The following is a 22900-nucleotide window of genomic DNA, read 5'->3' on the forward strand; positions in this document are numbered from 1 at the left end:
GTAAATTAGTGCCGATAGCGATAACTCCCGAAGGTTGTCCGTTCTCGAAAGTCCAGATCGGTGTCTTCTACTGGCGGGTTTCCTCCCAGTAGATTTCAACATATGGCCGTCGTGATGAAGAGCCATATATCAATATTCATGAACAGGGCTAATTGGGTGTGCAAGGGGGGTGTGTAGGGGGGGTGTGCAAGGGGTCGAAATTAAGATAATATGTGAAAATAAGTAGACGGTAGTACAATAAGGGGGTTGCACACCCCCCTTGCACACCCTTTTTTGGCCAAAAAACGCCACCGTACTATTTGACCGCCTCAGAACTAACAGTAATCGACAGACAGCAATGCTGTGCAGGGGGTGTTTGGAGAGTGAAAATCAAACGAAATATGGTGTGCGGCCCCTCGTATTCAGACAGACACCCAAATATGGTTTTCAATGGGTCTCAGTGTTATTAAACCAGTTTTAGCGGAGCACCATTCGCTCAACTTTGTTGATTGTTGATGATATACTTTATTCCGGTGTGTGTGCAACCCCCCTTGCACCCCCGATTTACCCCCCTCGCGTCTTAGTAAGAACCCTATCAAGCCTGCGCGGAGACTAAATCGCATTTCGTTCGGGCCACGAAGGCCGACCAATTGGAAGCACCGAGAGGTGGCCTTCGGCCCCACGATGTATCAGAAGATTTGAACACTCCTTCGGGAGGGTGAGGGTTCGGCCAGTCGTCGCAGCGTGGACTCTGGATGGATGGTCGAAGGGAGGGGAAGTCGGCGGTCGTCGAGAGAGGGATGGTCAGGCCACACGGGTCAGCCGGCCCCTTGGATGCGTGGTCGATAGGAGGGGGAAGTCAGTGGTCGTCGAAGCCTGGTGCTGGGTGATCGTCGAGGCGGGAAGTCGAGTAGAAAGCCGAGGTGAGTATCGCCGTGGAACCCCGGTCGGGAGACCATCGACAGAGTGGGAACTCAGCCTGCAATCGCACTCTCAGAAAAGTGATAGTTCCGACGGAGTCGGCGGCAGCGACGACGTCGCCAGTCGGGGTCGGACAGCCACCGCAGGAGTGGGAAGTCAGTCGTCGTCGCCCGGCGAACGAAGGAGGACGTCGACAGCCCTGGCGGGCCGGTCGCAACGTGGTCAGATTGGGTCGATGCTTTACTGGCAATAGTGGTGTGTCCATCCCCAGTGGGGAAGTCCTCTGTCGTCGTCTCGAGTGAGTGGTCAGTGGTGGTCGTAGTGGGAGTGTCCCCCTTACTGTCCCCATAGGGGAATCCTTCGTTGGAGTCGAGAGTGTGCTACACGAAGTATCAGATTCGTTATGATGAGTTGTCGCCGCTGTTCGGGTGGTGTTCGAGGGTGACTCAGTGACTCCCGTGCCGCCCATCTTCGTCGCGGCGGGCCGCGACTCGTTGTGCTCCTCGCTTCGCTGCGGTGCTTACGTCGTCGGGGCCTCGCCGACGACTCGACGCCCGGCGCCCACCCACCAGCATCTCGTGGCCATCGTCCCGCCCTAGAGCGGCCAGACACGCCCACTGTGGGGCATTTGTCCTCCAAAGACAGGCGAAATTCCAATGACCGAAACCGACGAAGTCACCGAGTTTTTCGAAGTTCTCATGAACGACCTGCTAGACGACCCCGACGAGTTCGGGTTCAATCTCGACGAACGCCGGCTCCTCAAGGCCCAGCGGATGCTCAACGACCTCAACAGCAACTACGACGAGACGCCGTTCGAGGCGTTCACGCCGTGGCTGTTCACCGCTTACCGAACGGAGCTGATGCGGGTCGCCGTCCTGCTCGACCGCGCCGGCCACGAAGATGCCGACGTCTTCCGGAACGAGTGCAAGAAGATCGCCGACTACATCGACACGAAGGCACGCAACCCCAACAAAGTCCGCGACTACCTCAACAAGCGGCGAGCGCACAGCGGCATCGGGGAGGCCATCGAGACCGCCCCGGCCCGCGCTCTCTGAGCCAAACCCACCCCATTCGTTGCAGAGCAAAAGCCAGTGAACACAGGTTGTAGTGCATATTTGGAGGAAGAAGAAATTAGTATATCAGAAAGTCGAGAGTAAGAAAGTCAGGTGAAGACGAGACAGTAGGGAAGTCAGTCATCGTCGACCAGCCAGATGAGAGGTGAGATGAGGTGGGGAAGACGGAGTGGCAATCGACGAGTGGGACAGTGAGGAAACGAACCGCCAGTTGATGTTCGAGCAGTCGTCGCGACGAGTACGCAACGGGTGCGACCGGCTCAGTGGCCACCGGGCCATCGACGCTCACACAGATGGGTCGGGCCCGCCGCCGTCGCGGGCCGTCGAACGTTGTCGACCCACACCCTCAATGCGAACGGTGCGGCGGTCAAGTGACGCGCCGAAAACCAGCGCCGAACGCGGTTCGCTCAGCGTCCTCGTGGCCCCACGCAGGATTGTGAGGCAAATGCACATTCACCAGCGACCTTTCGGAACGGCAACGCCTCCGGATGGGGCCTGGTAGTCCGCCGAACCACCACCGTACACGCGGTCGGCCTGTCGGCCTCCACACGCGCACGAACAGTGACCGAACCGCGACCGAACCCCGACCGCGACAGCTACTGTTCCGCCCACCCCAGCACAGCAGAAAGTCGTGTCAATTTTTCCCGCCCCTGAGCATTTTTTGTCCCTGTTCGACGCTTGCTCATGTTCAACACTGTTCCCGACCAGAACAAGACCTGTCCTCGATGCGGCTACTTGATGCGTAAGATGCGACAGTTCAACATCAAGACCCTCTCGAAGACCGAACCCCGGTGGGTCTGCGGCGACTGCTACTACACCGAGGAAATCGTCGACGGTGGTGGCGAGGACCCGCCGGGTAAGTCGGAGTACAGCCGACTCCGCCGATGATTTGTCCCGCTCTGACACCTGAATGACCGAGTACGAACGAACGCCCCCGCCGAAGCCGTTGGCCAAGCACATCCAAGTGCGGTTGGCCTTCAGCACCCACCGAGGCCGGGTGACGCGATTCATCGTCCAACTCGAATACTGGCACGACGGCGAGTGGCACGAGGTCGTCCGCTACGACCACGACGAGGACGCCCCCGGTGGCCACGACGTCGCCGACGAAGGACTCCACCTGGATGTCTACCGCGACGGCGAGAAAGCGTTCGTCGAAGACCTCACCGGGCCTATCGACGCCAACGAGGCACTGAATTTCGCCGAAGAACATTTGCGGACTCACAACGAAGCATACACCAAGAGATACGAACGATGGCACAACCTGACCCCACCTTCCGACCAGTGACCGACGAAGAGTTCGAACAGATGGACGACAAGCTCGCCGAATTCTTCAACGAAGCCCGAGCGGCATTCGACGCCGCCGTCCAAGCCGATCTCGAAGCGATGGAACGCGAAGACGACAACGCCGAGGCCGAGTAGACGCCTTTTGACGCTGGCCGACCGCTGAGCGACAGCCACGCCACCGACCGAGCCCTGCCATCGCCCCACTCACTTGCGGCCCGCCGCCGTCTCGGGCCGACACCGCCGGCCCTCGAACGCCGTCGACCCTCCTTTGTTGCGTATGCTAATTCGGACGGGCTAAAGTCGTAGTGGGGGTACGGAAGGTGAGTAGATTTTCGGTGGTATTGGCACCCGGCTAGAGAAGTGAGATGGTTGGCGAAGATGAAACGACGAACCCGGTTGGGTCGGGTACGTCCCGCAACGGCGGTTCTTCGGCAGCTATCCTTGGAGACTCTATTATGAGTGACAACAACAACGTCTACGACAGCATCGAAGCAGAACAGTGGAACGAAGGCGGCCTTGCAGCACGCAGTCCTGACGACGACGAGCGGATGTTCCGCGACTCGCCGCACGCAGAGTACGACGTGGACCTCGACGACGCACACGGTTCGTCGGCGAACTTCGAGTCGCCCGAAGGCGGCCAGACCAGCGTCGCCGGCGATGTCATCGGCGAGACGAAAGACGGCCAGCCAGTCGTTGCATCCAGTGCGTCGATGAACGCCGGCGCGGCCAACGACGCGAAGACGGCAGTCGGCATCGGCGCAGAGTTCGGTGTGTGGGCCGAAATCGGCAACACGACTCAGACGTGGCGGCTGCTGCAGAACCGTGATTCGGGCATGACCGTCTACGACGAGTCCGGTGAGCTGACCATCGACATCCCGTCGCACATGACGCTCGCAGACGCCGAGCGGTCGCTCGCCCTCGAAGAAGAACTGCTGACCATCAGCGCTCGTGCTGACCCAGTGCGTGACGGCATCATCTCGGAAGCACAACTCATCGCTTCCGAAACCGAGCGCTCCGAGGAGAACCGTGCCTACGTCGCCTCGCTGGCTCCCCGTCCGGTGAACCTCGCGTTCAACCTGTTCAGCGACGAACACGAGATGGCTCGTTCGTTCGCCCGGTCGTTCAAAGACCACTCCGCAGGCGACCACACGGAGTTCGTCGAAACGGCTCCGTCGCGGCAACCGCACCAGCCGTTCGGTCGCAGTGCGTACGCCGAGCCAAACAGTCAGATGGTCGTTGACGAGTGGGCCGACCAGTCGCAGTGGGGCCCAGTCCGTCTCGTCCACGAGGAAGACGCGAATGCGCCCCTGCCGGCGCACGACCTCGCACACCCACAGCGTGCGACCATCGAGAAGTTGACGGCGGACGTCTACGAGCGTATCCGTCAGAAGGGCGGCCTCGAAGTCCCCGGCGTGGACCTCGCAGCAGTCGAAGCGACGGTCACCGAAGCCGTCGAGAACACCCGGAACGAACTCGAAGCGGTCATCAAGGCCGTCGAAGACGTGTTCCACCCGAACTCGCAATCGCTGGCGACCATCGAAGGAACGTGGCCCGGATGTACGGCCCGCGTGAAAGTCGTCGAACTGTACGAGCCAAACGCGCCTGACTCGCAGTTCCAGGTTGCGAAGGTTCGCGACGTGTCGCCGTTCGTCGAACAGACCTCGGCTGGCTCCGAGTTTGCGAAGGTGACCATCTGGCACCGTTCGTCGCCCGAGGAAGTCCTGCGTGAAGGCGACATCGTCACCCTGGCGAACCCGTCGCCCGGCCAGTACGGCAAGCAACTGACGCTCGCTGTTACCTCGAAGACCTCGATGTACGTCGAGCGTCGTGGGACTGGTCGTGAGATTACGTGGCGCGATGCCAAGTTCAGCACGTCGTACGACACGCATGACGCTGTCGAGTCCCAGAACGTTGGTCAGCGGTCGTCGGGGCCAAACACGGGCACGATTGTGCCGGTTCCCCGGTACCGGCGTCTCGCCGACATGATGGGTCCGAAAGACCCGAACTCGGTTGACGAGTGGGGTCGTGGCTACATCTCGGGTCGTGACTTCGGCTCGCGGGTGCCCGGCTGCAGCGTCGTCCACCTCGTGAGCGAATCGACGCCCGAGTGGTTCGTCGAGGAAGCATCGACGGAGATGCACCGCTTCCGTTCGGTGGATGAAGCGGTTGTCGGCGCTCCGCAGTTCGAGGACGAAGACGACTACGTGCCGGAAATTATTAACAATTCACAAACACAATCCTTTATTTGGCACTGTCTAGTTAGTCGCCTCCTCGACCGGTGTTCGTCCGTCGAGCGCTTGATGCGGTCTTTGAAAGTTGTAGTATTGCACAAATTGTATGAACCACTCGCGGACGCTTCCGTGACTGCCCACCCACGAATTATGGAAGCGGTCGACTCGCATTTTGAGGGTGTGAAACCATTTTTCGATGAGGTTTCGCTCGACGTAGTCCAGCCGACCGCTCAATCCTAATCGAGAGATGGCAGTCTGATAGCCGTAGCCATCAACGAGAAACACAGTGTCTGAGAGATCGTGTTTCTCGGAAAGTCGATGGAGAAACGCAGCAGCCGGGTCGGTACCATGTCGTCCAAACAATTCGACGTCAAGAATCAGCTTTGTCTCGGTGTCTATTGCAGCGTACAGCCAAGACCACTCACCATTGATTTTGACAGCGGTCTCGTCGACCGCAACCCGCTTCGGCTTCGCCTCAGGCGGGTTGTGACCGCTGTCGGCCAGCCGATGTACCCATTGCCAAACCGCTTGGTGGGAGCGTTCAACGCCGAGTAATCGAAGAATTTCTTTTGTCTCTCTAAGTGAACAACCGGTCGCGTGGAGCTGGACGGCGAACGCCCTGACGGGCGTTGCCGTCCGCTCACGCTCCCAAGTTTCTTCTAAATCCGTCGCAAAGCACTCGCTGAGCAGGTCTGCGAGCATCTTGACCAACTAACTCAACGACCTGCTCGTTCCTCAAACTGGCTTAACTAGACAGTGCCCTTTATTTTTATCCATCGACTATCTCCAATGATAGGAACAAAAGACAATCCTGTCGTTTGTAGTTCGGTAAGCAGTACGGTCTCTTTCTGAGAATCTTTCTCAGCACAGACTCCCAGCGACTGCTTTAGACCCATCTCTCCAAACCATGCACTCCAACAACACCCACATCCCGTCTGAGCAACTTCAAATGCACCTTGTACAAGCACTCACTCGAGCAGAGTCACAAGACGCTCGAGTTCATATTCGTGCTGCACTCGCCTTGTGTGGCTGTTTCAATCAAATATCGTTGATCGAGTGCGAAGATTGTGGGAAAGCTGGACTCGCTGAGCGTGTACTACTCTATAGCTGTGAAACGGGTCACGTTCGGTGATGCGTAATAATGAACACCTCAATACCTGAATCAATCGCAACTGGACCCAGTCCTGAATGCGATCTTGGATTGTCCTAATACCTCCGTGCAGACTTGCAGGTTATCTCAGGACGGCTGTTGAGGCCTCACCCGTTGTTAGTATTTGACGACGTCGTTCAGTTTGAACGCTTCCATCGGTGTGTTCGTGACGCGGCGGAAGTAGTTGCTGTACGGTTGTGGTGACCACGGTGCAATCTCGGTCCCGAACTCGGCGGTCGTTGCCCAGACCATCTCCTTCGAAAGTTCGTTCCGCTTCTCGAAAAGCATCTCTTGGAATTCTTCTTCGGAGAGGTCGGATTCCTCGTTCCGGAGATTCCAGAGCTTTCGGCTTTGACGGTAGCGGAGTTCATTGATTTGCCAGTGGATTTTGGCAAACCTCTGGCAGACTTCTTCGTGGCTCTCGGAGTCCGAGTAGGGGACCCGGACGAGAACGCCTGCAGATTCGCGGTGGTCGTTGAACTGTAGGAGGTCGTTGTAGCGAACAACAAGCTCCTGCCCCCTAGGCATTGTAATGTGGTATCTTTCGTTCTTCAGTTGCCCCTCCTCAAAAGCCCGGCTTTCTTCCGCATTTTGCAGATAGACCTTCCCCATACCGACGATGTGGTTTGCCTGCTCGATGAGGATATCTTTCGTCAGCTCAGAGAGTTCGTCAGAAGGGCGTTGTAGTCTGTTGTAGTCGATAGTGTCGATAGGTTCGGCCTCAGTTGTTCCATCATACGGGTGTTCGAACGTCTGGGGCTCGTGGACATCTATTTCGGCACCGTATGCTATCGGTGTAAGAACTTGTGCGTCCATGCTGAGGGCAGCATAGAGATGAACCTCGTCTGGTGTAACAACGTAGACTGCTTCAGTCCTTGCGAACTCAATAAAATCCCCGAGGTCGTCAAAGGTCGCCTCCGAGGTAATGTGAGTGACGTAGTCGTGAACCATTTCTTCGGGGTACAAATGAGACTCGTCTTTTTTCACCTGCTGTTTCAAGGGCCCAAGCGCATTGGCTCTGTAGCCTGCTACGGTATCAAAAAACACCGTGAACGTCTGTTCTCTCTCCCCGTTAGACGGGTTTTGCAGGGCAACGATTGCCGGGAAGGTTTGAGGTTCCATTTCGTAAATATGATGTTCCATTACCATGTGTATCTCTGCCCTCGTTAAAAGTTCACTGTAGATGACTATTCATTCAATTTGAATGTCCGTCGGCGTGGTGTCCTCGAACGGGTCTTCATCATCGTCAAGACGGATTGGCTCTTCTTCGAATTCCTGAGCAGGTGGTGTACTTGGCACGTCGGGGATCGTATTTTGTTTCGACTCCTTCTCGACTCGCTCATCGAACCGACGAGCATCTTCCTTGACCTCGTCACTTGCGTACGAATTGTCGGTGTCCTCGGCCTCATTGGTAGGCACTCGGGGGTCGCCAGGGTTCGGTGCGGGGCCGCCCATCGGGTCCACAGTCAACGAGTCCGGAATCTTCCGGTCGTCGAGACGCCGCTTCAATTGGCGAACCTTCGTACGGAACGTACCTCTGAAACCAGCATCCGGGCCGACGTTAGTTCCCTCGTAGAGGACGGGGGGGACCTCATCGTGTATTGATTTGATTGCCCTTTCAGTCAACTGCTTGTAAACCGAATTGTGTTTCAGCGGTTCGCCGTCAACTGGCGAATTGAGCGTCCAGCCTTTGTGTGCCTCATTGATCGCACTCTGAGAGCGGAAGTCCTTATACTCAGCAGGGTCCTCAACCCGCTTTCCGTTCGCGCCTTTTCGACAGTAGTCGCACTTCACTGTGGTCGTGCCGATGTAGAACCCAAGGACCGCTGGCTTGGGAGCCGACTTCGGCGGGTCGCGGGCAGGAGCGTTCAGAAACAAGTCGGTCTGAAGGATCGACAGCCCACACTCGTCGCACTTGAACTGATGTCGCATCGCCGCCTCGTACTCGAAGTCTCTCGGCGTGTCGCCCTCGTACCACACCTGGGGCGAACCCAACATCGCTTTGCTGAATGTGAGCTTCATCGTTACCACAATGTTTTCAGTTATCCTATATGAATGATCTGTGAAGATTATCTGAAAATGTTAGAATTAGTGAAACAGATATTTTTTACTACCGACACCGGAGACAAGTCAACAAATAAGTATGGTCGGAGCCCAAATATACGAGGACGGGTCCCAGACAGGCTACGTAGACTGCATCAGTGGAGAATACTCGTACGAAGGGGAAGACGAGTTCCTGAAATTAATTCTCCCCCACTTCGCACCCGGACTAGAAGACCATATCGCAGTACCATCAGGGAACGGCGACTCCGAACTCGACAACAGGCTTGGGTCTGCAATTCGGCACATCCGAGGCGACCCCCTCGTGAAAGCACTCGAAGAAACACTGACTGAAGAGGGGTACAAATACGAGCTTGTCGAAACAGAACGCGATCCAGGAGGAGACGAAACAGTAGGAGAAATCGTCATCAACCCTGACGGGACACCAGTCACTTCGGAAGAACTCGAAGCAGAAAACACGGCCCCCGAGCGACAAACGGAACCCTCCAAGAAACGCCGAGATTTCAGCCTGTCCGACTTTGACCGTTAAATTGTGACTCTCCTCTTGGTTCTCAAACTTCTTTGAATTCTCACGTACAAGCTACCGAAAATAGCAATTTAGACTATCCGAAGATGTCCTCGGGCTCGAGGTCTGCCAACTCGTATTCTGGTTCGCCAGTTCCATCAACGGGTTCGACGTCGTCGAGTGAGTTTGTGCTCTTTGCTTCTCGACGTGCTTGCATGATTTCGTCGCGCACCGACGGGTGAACACCAGTTCGTACACGTTCGGCTTTCTGTTCTTCTTTCCACTCTGCGAGCGTCATCCGACCGTCTGGTCCAGAATTGAGGCCGGGTGCCATTTGTGGCCCGCCGAGGCGCGAGGGGTTGGCGTCGATGGTCTGACTCCAGTCGGTGGTCCCTCCAGGTGCTACCACTCGGTCTCCAGAGTGGTTGTCCGCCTTGTCGAGTTCCTCTGAGACATCTGCCATGCCGTCGTCTGCTGGTCCAGTCGCACGGTCGTCGTAACGAGAGTTGGGGTTGGTCATATTATCATATGGGAAATTCATACTATTTAACCTATTGGCGTTATGGTCGGTGAGTTTATCAATTCTAAAAATATGACAGCAAATCCGTGTGAGTCTATCAACGGTTCGTGGCCATTGCGAAAATACCTCATTGAATTTTACCTTCTGAGAGTTTCTCTCAGCTCGGACACCCAGGGACTGCTATATTCCTCACCTCCGCAGGCCATGCACGCCAAAGACACCGTTCATTTGCACAGTTCCGAATGCACCTCGCTCGTACTGAATCATAGGAAGTCGAGAAATACATTCTAGCATCACTTGGCATATGCGATGACATTATGCAACCTCTCTCGCCGAATGTCCAGTATGTGAGCAACTCAGATTGTTCAAGCGAATCTAAATATCTGATTGTGAGCTTAAGTATACACACAGAGGCTAACCAGTGTGGTGTATTTATAGCGTTGCAAAAATAACAACGGTAGCAGGAACGATTCAATCATGGATGACAAACCACCTGCTTCGAAGATTCCGTTGCCCACTGAGTTCACCAAAGAATCGATCTTCGATTCAGATCTTGAACTTCGCAATACGTTCAGTGAAATCCTTTCGCAGCATGGGTTCGCAGACACGCTTGTTCTCAGTCGTGGTCGTGCAGATGATGTCTTTCACGACCGTCGAATTGAGATCGTGGAGTATCTTCAGACACACGAGCCACGTTCTGTTCGAGCTCTTGCTAGTGAATTGACCTTGGACAAAGGCGTCGTCAGTCGTGATCTGCAGAAACTGGTTGCGTTAGATATCGTCGAATTCGACGAAGATGGTCAAAGCAAAGCCCCCCGATTGAAGCATCGACATGTCGTTGTTGAGCCGATTTACTGAATCTCAGGTTGCGGATTTGGTGAAATCATCAGTGTTTGATAGATTTCATATGACACACAGGGTTAATTCAGTAGTCGACCCATGAGTCACTCGTAATTTGCTGAGAGCAACTTGAATGTGATTCTGACCGTTGTAGGCGGTTGAAAAATGTCGAAACCCGTCGCCCCAGTTGTTCTGTGCCGCTCACCTAGTAGTGTATCCACCGTCGACGGTTAAGGCGTGCCCCGTGATCCATTCGGCGTAGGGGCCTGCGAGTATGAGACAAGCATCCGCCACGTCCTGAGGGACACCGAGCCGTGGCCATGGTGTCGACTCGCTCAGCTGCTCCCAGAACTCGTCGTCATCGAAGTATTCCCGCGTCATCGCAGTCGAGATCCACCCAGGACAGACCGCATTTACATTGATTTCGTGTGGTGCACAGTCCAATGCGGTTGCACGAGTGAAGTTCACGACACCACCCTTTGAGGCAGAATACGCTGGCTCGGCCTGTAGTCCGACGAGCCCACCGATCGACGCAATGTTGACGACTTTGCCACCGTTCCCCTGCTCTACGAATTGTTCAACGGCTTCTTTCGTTCCGTTCCAGACGCCGGTCAGATTGACTTCAATCGTCTTGTGCCACTCCTCTTGGGTCGTCTCTGTGATGTCGACGAGTCGGGTGAAGATGCCCGCGTTGTTCACCATAATGTCCAGTTGGCCAAATTCATCAACAGCCGTATCGATGGCCGACCGGATCTGCTCGCGATCAGTCACGTCACACTCGACGAACACCGCATCACCACCATTTTCCTGGATGAGGTCGTGTGTTGTGAGTTCGCTCTTGTCTTCATAGCCACCTTCTCTGGGGTCTTCAATGATATCCGCACAGACGACTGCGGCGCCCTCTTCGGCGAATGTCTTAGCAATCGCTCGTCCGTTACCTGAACTCGCACCGGTGACGATGGCCGTTTGGCCTGATAGTTGGTCTGTCATGGGTCTGTTGTCGATCTAATTTTTGTCGTGTTGTTCTTGAGTGGACTACAGGTCCTTTGTGTGGGCGTAAACGAGCGAATGTCCACCGTCGACGACGTGGCACTGTCCAGTAATGAATCCGGAATTGTCGGAGGCCAAGAAGACGGCCAGGTTGGCGACGTCGTTCGGACTGACCCACCGCTCTCCGTATGGAGTCGTCTCGATGACGTGTCGTTTGAAGTCCTCAATTTCGTAGAGCTCTGAGGTGAGCGCGGTTGGTGCAAATCCAGGACAGATAGCGTTTGCTCTGATACCATCGGGTCCGTAGTCGGTCGCCAGAGTCTCGGTTATCTGCTTCGCAGCACCTTTCGAAGCGTTATACGCCAGCTGATTCTGCCAGCCGTGCAGTCCGGCAGTAGAGACGAGATTGATGATGTTTCCGCCATCACCTTGTTCCAGGAACTGCAAGACGGCCTGTTTCGATCCGTTCCAGACCCCCTTGACGTTCACAGCATGCGCTTTCTCCAAATCCTCGTCGGGACGTTCGTGCATCCGCCCATTCGGCGGATATATTCCCGCGTTGTTCATCATGATGTCCAGCCTCGAGTACGTCTCCACGCATGCATCGACAGCGTTCGCAACGGCACCGGCATCCGTGACGTCGCACTCGACGAACGTTGCGTCGCCACCGCTGTTCTCGATCACTTCCGGCGTTGAAAGGTCGGGGTTGTCTTCGTATCCTCCCTCTCGAGGGGTCTCACGGATATCTGCACAGACGACGTTGGCACCCTCTTCGGCGAACGAGATGGCGATCTGGCGACCGAATCCTGAACTCGCACCAGTGACGATAGCAGCCTGTCCAGCCAGTTGGTCGGTCATCATTGACCCTCCACCAGATGCTCGACAAACCAATCACGAGCCGCTCCGCTGGACGTTTCGAACTCTTCGACGTAGGCACCGAAGTGTCCGCCGTCGAGCGTGACGAGCTTTTTCGGTTCGAGTGCCTCCTCGTAGGCCTCGAACGCTTTGTCGGCGACTGCGAGGTGGTCGCCCTCTGCAATGATCATCAGCATCGGTGTCGGGCTAATCCGATGGATGTAATCGATGGGCGAGTACTCGCTCAGCATTTCAACAGTCTTGAGCGTAACTTGGTTCTCCCAGTTTGGGGCTCGTTCCTCCTTGGTCTCGGTGAACCATTCATAGGAATCCTGAGTGGGCAGGGCGGCGTCACCCATGAGATCTTCTGAGACGACGGGAACCATCGCCGGATCTTCGCCCTGAAACCGGGCGAGTCGATCCTGGTCGAACTGATCTTGGAACTGTCCCATGATGTCAGCACGGACCAGTCGACGGACGTTGTGATAGCCGTCGGTAACAGGAACCTGTGAGACGACGGCGCTAACTCGGTTTTCGAGTGCGCCAACGGTGAGTGCGTGTCCGCCGCTATAACTCGAACCCCAGACACCGATACGGTCTCCGTCGACTTCGTCACGGGTTATCGCGTAAGTAATCGCGTGTCGATAGTCGCGAACCTGTTGCCAAGGGTCGATCTCGTACCGTGGTTCTCCATCACTTTCACCGAAGTTCCGATTGTCGAATACGAGGGCGCCCAATCCAGCTTCGCTAAATGCTTCTCCGTATTTGTCAAGATACATCTCCTTGACTGCCGAGAACCCGTGTGCCATCACGACCGTTGGAACGGGTCCATCGTACTCGTCCGGCGTGTACAACCAACCTCGGAGCGTATCGCCTTCTGCTTCGAATTCAATGTCTTCTCTCATTATTGACTGATCTCCTTCCTCGTACACATTGAATACATCACCATTTATAATTATGTTTCTCAAACATCATATTATGATAGTATCGGGCATGAGAGAATGTCATACACTGCTCCTTGCAGCGAATGTTAGCTCACTCAAATCCTTCTCGGCGGTGTCTCACCCGCGGAACGACTCAAGACGTTGCAGTCGCCCTACGATGGCGAAAAGAAAGCCACCAAAGTAGCCAGTTCCCTAGTACGTGGAGTGATGCTCTTCCGTTCGTGTACCTTTGAGCAGTGAATCTCACACCGGCGCGGCTTGCAGGAGTCCTCCTACTTGGAGGGTGCTTAGTCGCCTTGGCGATTTGTTTTGGGGCGTTGGGACCGGACCCAAGTGTGGGCGCGTACCCTGAAGGCGAACATCTCAACAAAAATTACGACACGTGGGTGGGGGAGAAAGCTACCGTCTGGGCAACCGTCGTTGAGACGGACCCACTGGTCGTCGAGGATACATACGGCTCTGGCAAATCCATCCGACTCTCTATCACCGATACGTCGCTCCAGCCTACCCTTGGCGAGCGCGTCGTCGTTTACGGCATCGTCAAACCAAACCACACTCTTAGTGTGCTGAATGCGTTCACCATCCCTGCGACGAACTTCCTATACATGTATACGGTCTCGTTCCTCTCCGGGCTGTGGGTGTTCGCCCGAACCGTCCGAGGTTGGCGCGTCGACACTCGCGCGTGGTCACTCGAACCGCGCCAACATATGCTGTCGTGGTCGGAGTTACTCGGTCGGGCCAATGCAATCGTCGGACGCACGAGGAGCGAAGATGCCTGATTTACTCGCACATACTTTACTCGCATACACGATTGCCACCGTGTTGTCGTGGCGTATTGGGTGGCTCTCACGATCGCACGTGACTGTCGTTATGGCTGGAGCGTTCATCCCTGATCTCGCGAAGGTGGAACTCCTGATACCCAGTCAGCAAGTTGAAAGCCTGTTCGGTGTTCCATTCGATTGGTTCGGATTGCACACTACAGGCGGGGTGTTGTGTTCAGTACTGATCGGGGTGCTTCTGGTGAGCGAAGCCGAACGGCGCCGTGTGTTTGGGTTGCTTGCGCTTGGTGCGAGTTCACATCTTGTTGCCGATGCATTATTATTGAAGCCCAGCGGTTTGTCCTATCCGATTTTGTGGCCCATGATGCGTGTCTACCCGCCGACACCGGGGTTGTACCTAAGTACTGACGTGTGGCCTGCAGTGACACTCGGTGTGCTTGCATTTGGTGTTGGGATAGCAAACCGATGGATTGTCGGCGAGAGACGAGACGCAACAGATTGACATCCTTCCATGACTTCATTTTTGGGTCAATGATGAGACTGTCTTCACTTTCAGAATGTGGCTACTATTTAACCTAGCACTCACCGAAGTGAGGGCTATCTACCGATGGTCGACCAACTCTCACGTTCCGACCACCCGCCTGTTTCAGAAGCGGCTATTCACGTCCACATCGGCGATGAAGATCGCTTGTTATCCTACGCACATCGTTCTTCATCCTCTTCAGACCTCGTGCTGACGACTGGGCAACTCCATCGTCGAAACCTGAAACACCGTCTGGCGAAACGCAACCAGCCCCGTAGCAGTTTGTTTCTCACACAACCGGTCGATGTAGCGCGGCAACTGTCGGCTGCCGCTGGGTACGAGACTGAAGCACTCGACAGGGTTGACCGTCTCCGATTAGCTGAGGACCTATTGCGAACAAACTTGAGCGGCATTGGGTCACTGCGGGTCGTCTTCGGGTCCGACTTGACGAATCACATCGAGACAATCGAGGCGGCGCGCAAAGAGTTGCAGACGATGGCTGGCGGCGCCGAGTCACGCACTGATGCACTCTCACGTCTTGGCACCCAACTCCTGTTCCCGGCAAACGAAGACGTATACGATCTCGTTTCGGGGCTTCGAGCACTCACTCACCACCTCGAAACACACACCGACCGCGCACTCTCCGAAAGCGCTCTCGTGAGAGAGGCCACGCGTGCAATCTCCGACATTGGTGCAAGTCTCTGGAGCGACGTATTCCCGACAATTGAACGAGTTCATCTTGCGGGAATGAGCATGATTGAGTCGTCGCTTTTGGACTTCGTCGCCACCATTGCGACGACTGCCCCCGTAGACATCCATCTGTATCTTCGTTCGGGGACTGGGCCGCTACTCGCTCGCCGACTCGAATCGCGGCTTGGTCCGTTGGACCTCCCCGTTGGCATCGAACAGCACGGACAAACCGCCATTTCTCCCCCAACAGTACCTGTTGCCGAACTCACGGCCTCAACGCGACGTGAAGAAGCCCGCATTGCAATGGCGCTTGTCGCAGGGCTACTTGATGAGGGCATTTCCCCGAGCGACATCATTGTCGCCGCCCGTGACGCAGACAAGTATGAACAGCCACTGTCTCACGCAGCAGACATCTACGGCCACGAGTTATCCGTGTGGACACAGTTGCCGCTGACACAAACGCTCCCGTACAAACTTCTCATCTCGACTGTTCGACTCCTTGATGCCGAGCGTGTTGATGCACAGACGTTGTGTGAACCTCTCTTGTTCGGGTGGGCGTCGCCCAAAGATGCTGATGCTTCGTCCATCTCGTACGATGCTGTGACTGCAGCACGGCGAGAGTTTGCAGACGAACCACCACAGTCGCTTACTGCATGGACCGAAACGCTTGGCGATACATCTCTCCCTCAACTCACACAATTGGTCGAATGGGCGTGTCAGTGTCCTAAGTCACCGTCTGCAAATGAAATTCGAGACGTGTTGCTTCCACTCCTCGATTCGTACCGTGAAACAGTTCTCACTGATGTCTCTGTACATGATTCGGATTCATTCTCGGAAATCGCGCGGACGGCACGAGCGCTCACACGCACTGAAACGCTCGTCGGCGAACTCGCAACCAAGTATCGCGAATGGGTCGCTCGTGAGCACGCATCGGCGTCGTGGGGATCGCTCGTCGAACTCGCCGATGCGATTGCGACTGTCCGACCGGGCCGCCGCGAACACGCAAATGCGACCGCCATCGACGTCCTCGATGCGACTGATACGTGGCTTCGGAAGGCTCCATACGTGATCGCGATGGGGCTTGTCGACGGCGAATGGCCACAACCGACTGATGGTGTCTTCCCGGCAGCGCTGCGCGATGCCGTCGTCGCAGGCGACACATCCGACGCACGGACGTTGGGTATTCAAGAATCGTGGACGAGCGAGCGTGAACGCGACCACTTCGACGATGCGGTCACAACAGCAACAGAACTCCTCGTATGTACTCGGTTCGAGACCGATCTTGAGGGTGCGAGGTACGAGCGCTCGCCGTACCTTACGACGCTTGCCCCGATTCAGATTGGTCACGAAGAAACCCAAAACCTCCTCAGCCAGGAATGTCTGCTCCCGCCGTCGATTCGCCACATTGTGGAGGGTTCAACAGATGTCTAAACAGCAGCTGAAGGATCGTGATGTCCCGTCGTTGAAGGGTGCACAAGCACGTCTTCGCGATTCGTTTTTCGCACACGAGTCAGGACTGTTTATCCTCGATTGCAACCCGGGTGCAGGGAAGTCGACGGTTACAGAGCAAGTTGCTGCCGAAGCACTTGCTCGGTCGTGGGACGACGGCGTTCGAGCCCCTGAACAGACCCTCTGTATTGCGTCGTTTGCTCGTGACGACGCCGCTGCAATCATCCCCGGGATCTCCAAGGCGTTGAAGTCCTTAGCAGCGGACCCCGAATGTCGTGTTGAGCTTTCTGAAGACGATGCAGAGGCGCTCACGCGCCGGCTCCGAGAAACGGATACGCTCGGAACAATCGATAGCATTCTCCGGACTGTCTTCGGGACAATCGCTTCCGAAGTTGGCTTCAGTGAGCCGCCTGCCGTAGGGGACGATTCTTTACTGACCGATGTTCATTCGAGGTGCCTCGAACGTGTCCGAAGCGACGACTCAGTCGCCGAAACGTATGCATCGCTATCGGAGGCGTACCCTGGTGGCAGGTACAAACTCGATTTGGATGGGTTGTTGACGGCCGCATTTCGTGCTTGCCGCGAGCGACGACTCTCTATTGAGGAGTTTCAGCAATCCCTCGTCGAGATGATAGACGATGCGTACCCTGATGGCCCACCTTCTAAATTCGCGGATATCATCACTGACATCCGCCGATTCGTCGATACAGATTCCGCACTCGAAACAGCGAAGAGATACTCCCCTGACGACCGGGTGTCGGTGGTTAAGGCCGACAACACACTGTTTGAATCGTGGCGTGATGTAGTAGAGAAACTCTGCTCGCTCCTTGGTGTGTATCGCGATGCGTACGACAAGACCGCGCGTGAACTCGGCGTTGTTTCACATCTTGATGCAGCTCACTGGGTTGCCAACTTCTTCGACCGTGACGAGAAGAGTGTCTTTTCTGAGCGGTTGCGTGCCCGATACACTGAATCGCTATCGACTGTCATCGTTGATGAGGCACAGGACGTTTCGGTCGTCCAGCACGACGCTCTCAGTCACCTAATCGATGAAGACACACGTGTACTCGTCGTCGGTGACACCAAACAGTGCATCTACACGTGGCGTAATGCACACCCTCAACTGTTCGAGCAAGCTGCTCGCGACGGTGACTACTTCGGAATCGAGTGGGAAACACACGTCGTCGAGACTGCGGTCCGAACTTATCGTTCATCGACCGCTATTGCTGGGGCCATCAACACGGTATTCGAACCAGTATTCCAGGACTCAACTCGTGGTGGTAGTAGAACTAACGCCGACGAGTATCCGCGCCTTGTTGCGGCTCGTGAGTCTGGCCCCAAAACCGGTGTGCATGTAGCCGCGTTCGAGCCACAATCTCCACCGGGGACAAGACAGTGGGTTTCCCCACCGACTGGCGTTGGTGAAGCAGATGCGCTTGCACAGTGCGTTGCAGCGCGATTTGCTGACGAGACTTTTGATTCGGGCTCTGTGACTGTGTTGTTCCCACGTCGAACCTACATGGAACTGTACGAGCGAGCGTTTGGGTCTGTTGGGCTCTCCGTGCTGAACACCAGTGAATGGTTATTCGACCATCCACTCCTCGAAGTCGTCAAGACCGTTTGCCAGTGGCTTGTCGATCCAACAGACCCCGAGCGGATACGGAAGCTCGTGTTGAAGCCGCCCCTCGGTGAACATGGTCTTGTTGAGGCGTTTATGCGTCTTGAGGGAACGTGGTCGATGAAAGCTGCGTTCGAGAATGGGCGACACAGCGAGCCGACGACGTCGCTCCTCCGAGGATTATGTGAACTCGAACAGCAATGGCAACGACTCCAGACGATGTCTGGAACTACTGTTGTCGAAACCGTCCTGTCTGCGCTTTCGTTGTGGGCTGACCCATACGGGTTTAGCGACGATGGAGCGCGCCGTGTGGCGGCGCTCGATGCACTCTGCGAGACAGTCGCCCAGTGGGAGTCCGCTACCGAGTACCCACTCTCGCGACTCGCAGCGGCGCTCGACCACTACTGCGAGCATCCGAAAAGTGGACCGAGCCTACCAGGTGGGCAAGTCGAGTCGCACGATGTACAGTTCAAAACGATTCACCAGATGAAGGGGCGAGAATCAGATGTTGTCGTACTGGCGGACATTAGTGGGGATATGAGCCGATTTGGACCATACAGTGACGTGTTCGTCGCTCGTGGAGACCACCTCGGGCTTGCTCCACCTTCGAACACAGATACGAAAGATATCGAGGCCTTCTGTGGGCTTGATTTCGCGCTATACGACGCATCGAGCGGGAGCGACGAGCGCGACGCTGGACTCCGCTGGGCGACTGAGCGCTGGGCGGATGGCGCGCTTTGCGGCCCACCGTCGTTGGCGCGTGCCGCCGCCGACTATCGTGCCGAACAATGGCGCCTCCTGTACGTAGCGCTCACCCGTGCTCGCGACCATTTGGTTATTCCACTTCCCACCCACCGGAAGTCCCCACAGCCACGTGATCGATGGGTCGATACATTGCGTGAAACGCTTTCGTTCGACGACAGTCGTCGTGGGACCTACGAGGTTTCGTCGCCTGGGGGCGAGACAGTGACTGTTGCTGTTCACCGAAACGAACCTCGAATCAATGCTGATACTGAACCAAACACGTCTGTGCCGAGTGAATTGTTCGTGGCGACGTCACAAGAGCGGTCACCGTCTAGGTGGAACCCACGCTTTGTGAATCCCAGTACACTGTACCCGCTCGCGACTGATGCGTCCGAACATATCGTTGATTTCCTGCTCAACCGTGCACTTCAGACGGCTCGCGACGGTGTTGCCGCACAGGTCCCACTCACCTTTGAGTCGTTGGGGCCAGAAGTCGTCGGGGACGTCGCTCATGGTGTTCTCACCGAGGCTGTCCGCCGCGATGTGCCCACCAGTACCCTGCGGATGTGTAGTGGGCCGCTTGTTGAGATACTTGGGACGACAATTCGGAAGGAAGCAATGGGCGTGAACAGCGGTGAGCGGCAACAACTACGTTCCTACGTCGCTGAAGTACTATGTCCTCAGTTCGCTGATTCTGGATTGTGGCAGCGTCTTCAGGAGGCATCGGAGGTCTACGTCGAAGAGTCATTGGATACGGTCTCGCGTGTCGATGGTGTCGACATCGAGATTCAGAGCCACGCAGACTTTGTCTCGAAGGCAGCGGACGGGACGTGGCACGTTGACGACCTCAAAGTCAGTTTGCAGTCCCCAACCGAAGAGACAAGCGCTCGATACAGTGTCCAAGCAGAAACATACGGATGGATTCTTTCACAGCAGGTTTCCGGTGTCGTCGAATCTGGTGTCACGAGAATTGGCGTCGAGCCTGCTGGATGGTGTAGCGAAGTCAGTCTTCAGATGGTTCTTGAGCACCTCCGACCGCTTCGGTGAGAACCATTCTCTGCGGAGCATTTGTTTTCGCTGATTGGTGAGGTAGGCCTACTTCTCAGTCTTCGCTGGCTCTGAGTTAGGCTTCTCACACAACTATGGACAAAGACCAACTATCGAAGCCGGACGTTCTATCTTCGATTCAAACGCTCAGTATCGAATACACCGGGTCCACTGGTGATCAGCACCGAGTGACGTATACAACCGACGAGTCATCGACAACACAACGAACTGAGTACATACTTGAAGAGGGTCTGTGGCGAGAACTTGGATTTGAAGAAATCGGGCTATGCGGACTCAACCTCGAATTGTCTCGCTGTTCGGTTCGTGACGGAGGTACGCGATGAGTGGCCCACAGTCCCCTGAGAACCTCGTCCTCACCGCAGATCTTACTTGGGCACCGATTTCGGAACTCGAAGTTGGTGATGAAGTTGCTTCGTTTGAACGAACGGAAGACACGGAACCGTATCAGCATTCAAAACTGCGAACAAGTACTGTCTCGTCGGTCTTGACGCAGACAGTCGAGGCTGTTCGGATCCACACTGACCGTGGGTCGGTTGTGGTTAATGCGAACCAGCAGCTTTCGCCGGAACATCACGCTCACCGTGAAGCTAGTCGGTTCAAAGCTGGTCACGGGATTCGATTTGTCGCTCAACCGGGAGTGTATATGGAGAACCAAGCATATCGATTTGGCTATGTCCACGGTGCATTTGCTGGTGATGGATGCCTGTTTACGAACAAAACCACTAATCACGGGACCATTCGGTGTCAGGATGAAGTCATCGTCACAACAGTCCACTCGTACGCGCCGCCAGAGTATGGGTTGAAGTTGAAAAAGAAGACCTCTGATGACTTGTTTGAGGTTCGGACAACAAAAGGCGCTGAAGTCGACGAAATCCGACTTTCGTATCCCATTGATGAGTCATCGATTGACAACCCTGACTACTGTCGTGGCTGGCTGGCCGGGATGTTCGATACCGATGGGTCATTCGATGGCAAGACCGTTCGGTTTTGCCAAAAGAAACCCGAGCAACGCGAAATTCTCAAAGAGACTCTCAGTGTACTGGGGTACGACTTTGCTGCTGAGCCAGAGGGAATACGGGTTCGAGGCACTGGATCTCGACTGCAAGTTCTAACCGAGATCCGTCCACAGGTCCACCGAAAGGTTCGAAACTACGTAGACCGAAGTTGGAAGGGGACTGCAAAGGTGCACAGAGTGGAGTCGCTTGGCGAGCGTGAGATTACGTCGCTTGCAACCGACCCTGGGCAAACATACATTGTCGATGGCTTCTGTGCTCATGACGTTCGACAGTTGACGTTGTGTTAGTGAGCGTTGAATGAGGAATTTGATTTTCGGACTTTGCTTTGGCATCCAAGAATGCTTTCTGTGGATCGGTGTAGATGCAGGCCTTCCCCCAAAAGCCTCGTGTGAAGTTGCCACCTGCAATCGTGGTGGTGTAGGTGTAAGTGATTAACCAACGAGCAGCATAAGAGAATAACGTTTGTTGGTTAAGACTGTGGTCCGCTGGTGGATTCTGTCCCGCACCAGTCAGGAAACTATTCCTCAAAGCAAGAACTATATCTTGTGCCACGCAAGAACAAGTATGTCCAACAGCGAGTCACCCGATGGCCCGCCTTCCTTCGAGGATGCGTTTCGTGGCGACGACGTTGAGCAACGGATCTACGGGACCATTCTCCAGACTCGCGAGCCGACGACAGCAAGCGCCATCGCCGACGTTGCCGACTGTGACCCGAAAACGGCTCGGAAATATCTGGGCTGGTTCAGTGAACTCGGTATCGTCACGCGCCACGACGGTCATCCAACCACGTACGAGCGCAACGACGCCTACTTCGAGTGGCGGCGAATCAACCAGCTCGCGGCCGACCACTCCGTCGAAGACCTCCAGCAGCGCGTTCGGAAACTGAGCTCACGGATCCAGAAATACGAGGACACGTATGGTGCTCCGACACCAGCGGCCGTCGACGCCGTCGCCACTGCCGAATCGAGCGACAATCGGACTATCGATGACGTATACGGTGACCTCGGCGACTGGGCGACCGCTCGGGACGAGCGAACCCGCTACGAACGTGCCCGTCAGCAACGTGCGAGCGCTGAGACCGAACAGGTTTCCGGGTAGTTACCTCGATGGTGCCGCCCACAGGTGACGGCGGAAGCCCTGCCCCTATCGACCGCCCGATACTCGAGTTCCTGCAGGCACGTCTTCAAGCAACGGGTCAGGTCGCAACAGCACTCATCACTGATGCGAGTGGACATCTTGAACTTCGTGTGACACTCGCGACATCGTACTATCCAGGCTCCGTCGAGGAGGCGACACTGGCTGTTCGCTGGTACACGAACGATGACTTCAAAATCCACTACCGGGAGGTGCATCCGAAGGATGCTTGGGAGTGCCGGTGGGACCGTCATCCGAATCCCCACAATACGCGAGATCATTTTCATCCACCGCCAACTGCTCCGACACCCGGCAATGACGCTTCGTGGGCGACCGACCATCGCGACGTTCTACAACTTGTCCTTGACGAGATCGAAGAGCGAATCAGAGAACTCTGGAGAGATTAGGCACTTACCAAGCTTACATCGACGAAAACTGTAACTATCACTTTGAGTTCATAAATGGGTCCCCGATTTGAAGTCGAGCGTTCGGAACGAGACCCCCCTCTCTAATTTGCCGTCCTTTA

The 22900-nt window shown here is 55.7% G+C and carries 20 protein-coding genes; 13 read left to right on the forward strand and 7 right to left on the reverse strand.

The genetic code is table 11. The features are described 5' to 3' along the window. Nucleotides 1-1556: 1556 nt before the first annotated feature. The 4 genes from ABY42_RS18445 (at nt 1557) to ABY42_RS19555 (ending at nt 3392) form a co-directional block, all read left to right on the forward strand. Complete coding sequence (locus tag ABY42_RS18445; RefSeq protein WP_050460428.1) at nt 1557-1955, forward strand: hypothetical protein; 399 nt, start codon at nt 1557-1559, stop codon at nt 1953-1955. Between the two features lie 702 nt (nt 1956-2657). Next, nucleotides 2658-2861 (forward strand): hypothetical protein, encoded by a 204-nt coding sequence (locus ABY42_RS19550; RefSeq protein ID WP_156224456.1) that lies wholly within the window; start codon nt 2658-2660, stop codon nt 2859-2861. A gap of 22 nt (nt 2862-2883) precedes the next feature. After that, nucleotides 2884-3258 (forward strand): DUF7718 family protein, encoded by a 375-nt coding sequence (locus tag ABY42_RS18450; protein ID WP_050460429.1) that lies wholly within the window; start codon nt 2884-2886, stop codon nt 3256-3258. Then, nucleotides 3255-3392: a hypothetical protein gene (locus ABY42_RS19555; protein WP_156224457.1), complete on the forward strand. Its 138-nt coding sequence runs from the start codon at nt 3255-3257 to the stop codon at nt 3390-3392. Before ABY42_RS18450 ends, ABY42_RS19555 begins: the two co-directional genes overlap by 4 nt. Nucleotides 3393-5512: 2120 nt before the next feature. Here ABY42_RS19555 and ABY42_RS19195 read toward each other — a convergent pair. The 3 genes from ABY42_RS19195 to ABY42_RS18465 all read right to left on the reverse strand — a co-directional run bounded on the left by ABY42_RS19195 (nt 5513) and on the right by ABY42_RS18465 (nt 8660). Further along, nucleotides 5513-6190 carry an IS6 family transposase gene (locus tag ABY42_RS19195; protein WP_082220750.1) on the reverse strand — a complete coding sequence of 226 codons (678 nt, stop codon included), beginning with the start codon at nt 6188-6190 and terminating at the stop codon, nt 5513-5515. Between the two features lie 565 nt (nt 6191-6755). Then, entirely contained in the window at nt 6756-7781 is a 1026-nt protein-coding gene (locus ABY42_RS18460; RefSeq protein ID WP_050460431.1) for a hypothetical protein, read from the reverse strand. A gap of 48 nt (nt 7782-7829) precedes the next feature. Further along, the gene (locus tag ABY42_RS18465; RefSeq protein WP_050460432.1) at nt 7830-8660 is read right to left on the reverse strand and encodes a hypothetical protein; all 831 of its coding nucleotides are present in this window, start codon (nt 8658-8660) and stop codon (nt 7830-7832) included. A 121-nt stretch (nt 8661-8781) separates the two neighbouring features. Here ABY42_RS18465 and ABY42_RS19560 point away from each other — a divergent pair, with 121 nt between their 5' ends. Further along, a complete protein-coding gene (locus ABY42_RS19560) occupies nt 8782-9228 on the forward strand; it encodes a hypothetical protein (protein WP_156224459.1) in 447 nt (148 codons plus the stop codon). A gap of 73 nt (nt 9229-9301) precedes the next feature. On the opposite strand, the gene ABY42_RS19565 is transcribed toward ABY42_RS19560, so the two are convergent. Next, nucleotides 9302-9724 carry a hypothetical protein gene (locus ABY42_RS19565; RefSeq protein WP_156224461.1) on the reverse strand — a complete coding sequence of 141 codons (423 nt, stop codon included), beginning with the start codon at nt 9722-9724 and terminating at the stop codon, nt 9302-9304. A gap of 477 nt (nt 9725-10201) precedes the next feature. Here ABY42_RS19565 and ABY42_RS19200 point away from each other — a divergent pair, with 477 nt between their 5' ends. After that, nucleotides 10202-10582, forward strand: a complete 381-nt coding sequence (locus tag ABY42_RS19200; protein WP_082220733.1) for an HVO_A0114 family putative DNA-binding protein — start codon at nt 10202-10204, stop codon at nt 10580-10582. Between the two features lie 183 nt (nt 10583-10765). Here ABY42_RS19200 and ABY42_RS18475 read toward each other — a convergent pair whose 3' ends face one another. Genes ABY42_RS18475 through ABY42_RS18485 form a run of 3 tightly spaced genes read right to left on the reverse strand, consistent with a single transcriptional unit; the run spans nt 10766 to nt 13314 of the window. Beyond that, nucleotides 10766-11554: an SDR family NAD(P)-dependent oxidoreductase gene (locus ABY42_RS18475; protein ID WP_050460434.1), complete on the reverse strand. Its 789-nt coding sequence runs from the start codon at nt 11552-11554 to the stop codon at nt 10766-10768. 45 nt (nt 11555-11599) lie between these two features. Further along, on the reverse strand, nt 11600-12415 hold the full coding sequence (locus tag ABY42_RS18480) for an SDR family NAD(P)-dependent oxidoreductase (RefSeq protein WP_231608430.1): 816 nt from the start codon (nt 12413-12415) through the stop codon (nt 11600-11602). Beyond that, on the reverse strand, nt 12412-13314 hold the full coding sequence (locus ABY42_RS18485; protein WP_050460436.1) for an alpha/beta hydrolase: 903 nt from the start codon (nt 13312-13314) through the stop codon (nt 12412-12414). Before ABY42_RS18485 ends, ABY42_RS18480 begins: the two co-directional genes overlap by 4 nt. 374 nt (nt 13315-13688) lie before the next feature. Between ABY42_RS18485 and ABY42_RS18490 the strand changes: the two genes are divergently transcribed. The 7 genes from ABY42_RS18490 to ABY42_RS20015 all read left to right on the forward strand — a co-directional run bounded on the left by ABY42_RS18490 (nt 13689) and on the right by ABY42_RS20015 (nt 22781). Continuing rightward, the gene (locus tag ABY42_RS18490; protein WP_050460437.1) at nt 13689-14132 is read left to right on the forward strand and encodes a hypothetical protein; all 444 of its coding nucleotides are present in this window, start codon (nt 13689-13691) and stop codon (nt 14130-14132) included. Further along, the gene (locus tag ABY42_RS19205) at nt 14125-14634 is read left to right on the forward strand and encodes a metal-dependent hydrolase (RefSeq protein ID WP_082220735.1); all 510 of its coding nucleotides are present in this window, start codon (nt 14125-14127) and stop codon (nt 14632-14634) included. Before ABY42_RS18490 ends, ABY42_RS19205 begins: the two co-directional genes overlap by 8 nt. Nucleotides 14635-15099: 465 nt before the next feature. Beyond that, nucleotides 15100-16776 (forward strand): PD-(D/E)XK nuclease family protein, encoded by a 1677-nt coding sequence (locus ABY42_RS19930; protein WP_197092951.1) that lies wholly within the window; start codon nt 15100-15102, stop codon nt 16774-16776. After that, entirely contained in the window at nt 16769-20203 is a 3435-nt protein-coding gene (locus ABY42_RS19210; protein ID WP_197092952.1) for a UvrD-helicase domain-containing protein, read from the forward strand. The genes ABY42_RS19930 and ABY42_RS19210 overlap by 8 nt, the downstream gene beginning before the upstream one ends. Before the next feature lie 340 nt (nt 20204-20543). Beyond that, nucleotides 20544-21527, forward strand: a complete 984-nt coding sequence (locus tag ABY42_RS19570; protein ID WP_156224465.1) for an LAGLIDADG family homing endonuclease — start codon at nt 20544-20546, stop codon at nt 21525-21527. Between the two features lie 277 nt (nt 21528-21804). Continuing rightward, the gene (locus ABY42_RS18505; RefSeq protein ID WP_050460440.1) at nt 21805-22338 is read left to right on the forward strand and encodes a DUF7342 family protein; all 534 of its coding nucleotides are present in this window, start codon (nt 21805-21807) and stop codon (nt 22336-22338) included. Nucleotides 22339-22346: 8 nt separating this feature from the next. Further along, nucleotides 22347-22781: a hypothetical protein gene (locus tag ABY42_RS20015; protein ID WP_082220737.1), complete on the forward strand. Its 435-nt coding sequence runs from the start codon at nt 22347-22349 to the stop codon at nt 22779-22781. The last annotated feature ends 119 nt before the right edge of the window (nt 22782-22900 follow it).

This window comes from Haloferax gibbonsii, assembly GCF_001190965.1.
GTDB classification, from domain to species: domain Archaea; phylum Halobacteriota; class Halobacteria; order Halobacteriales; family Haloferacaceae; genus Haloferax; species Haloferax gibbonsii.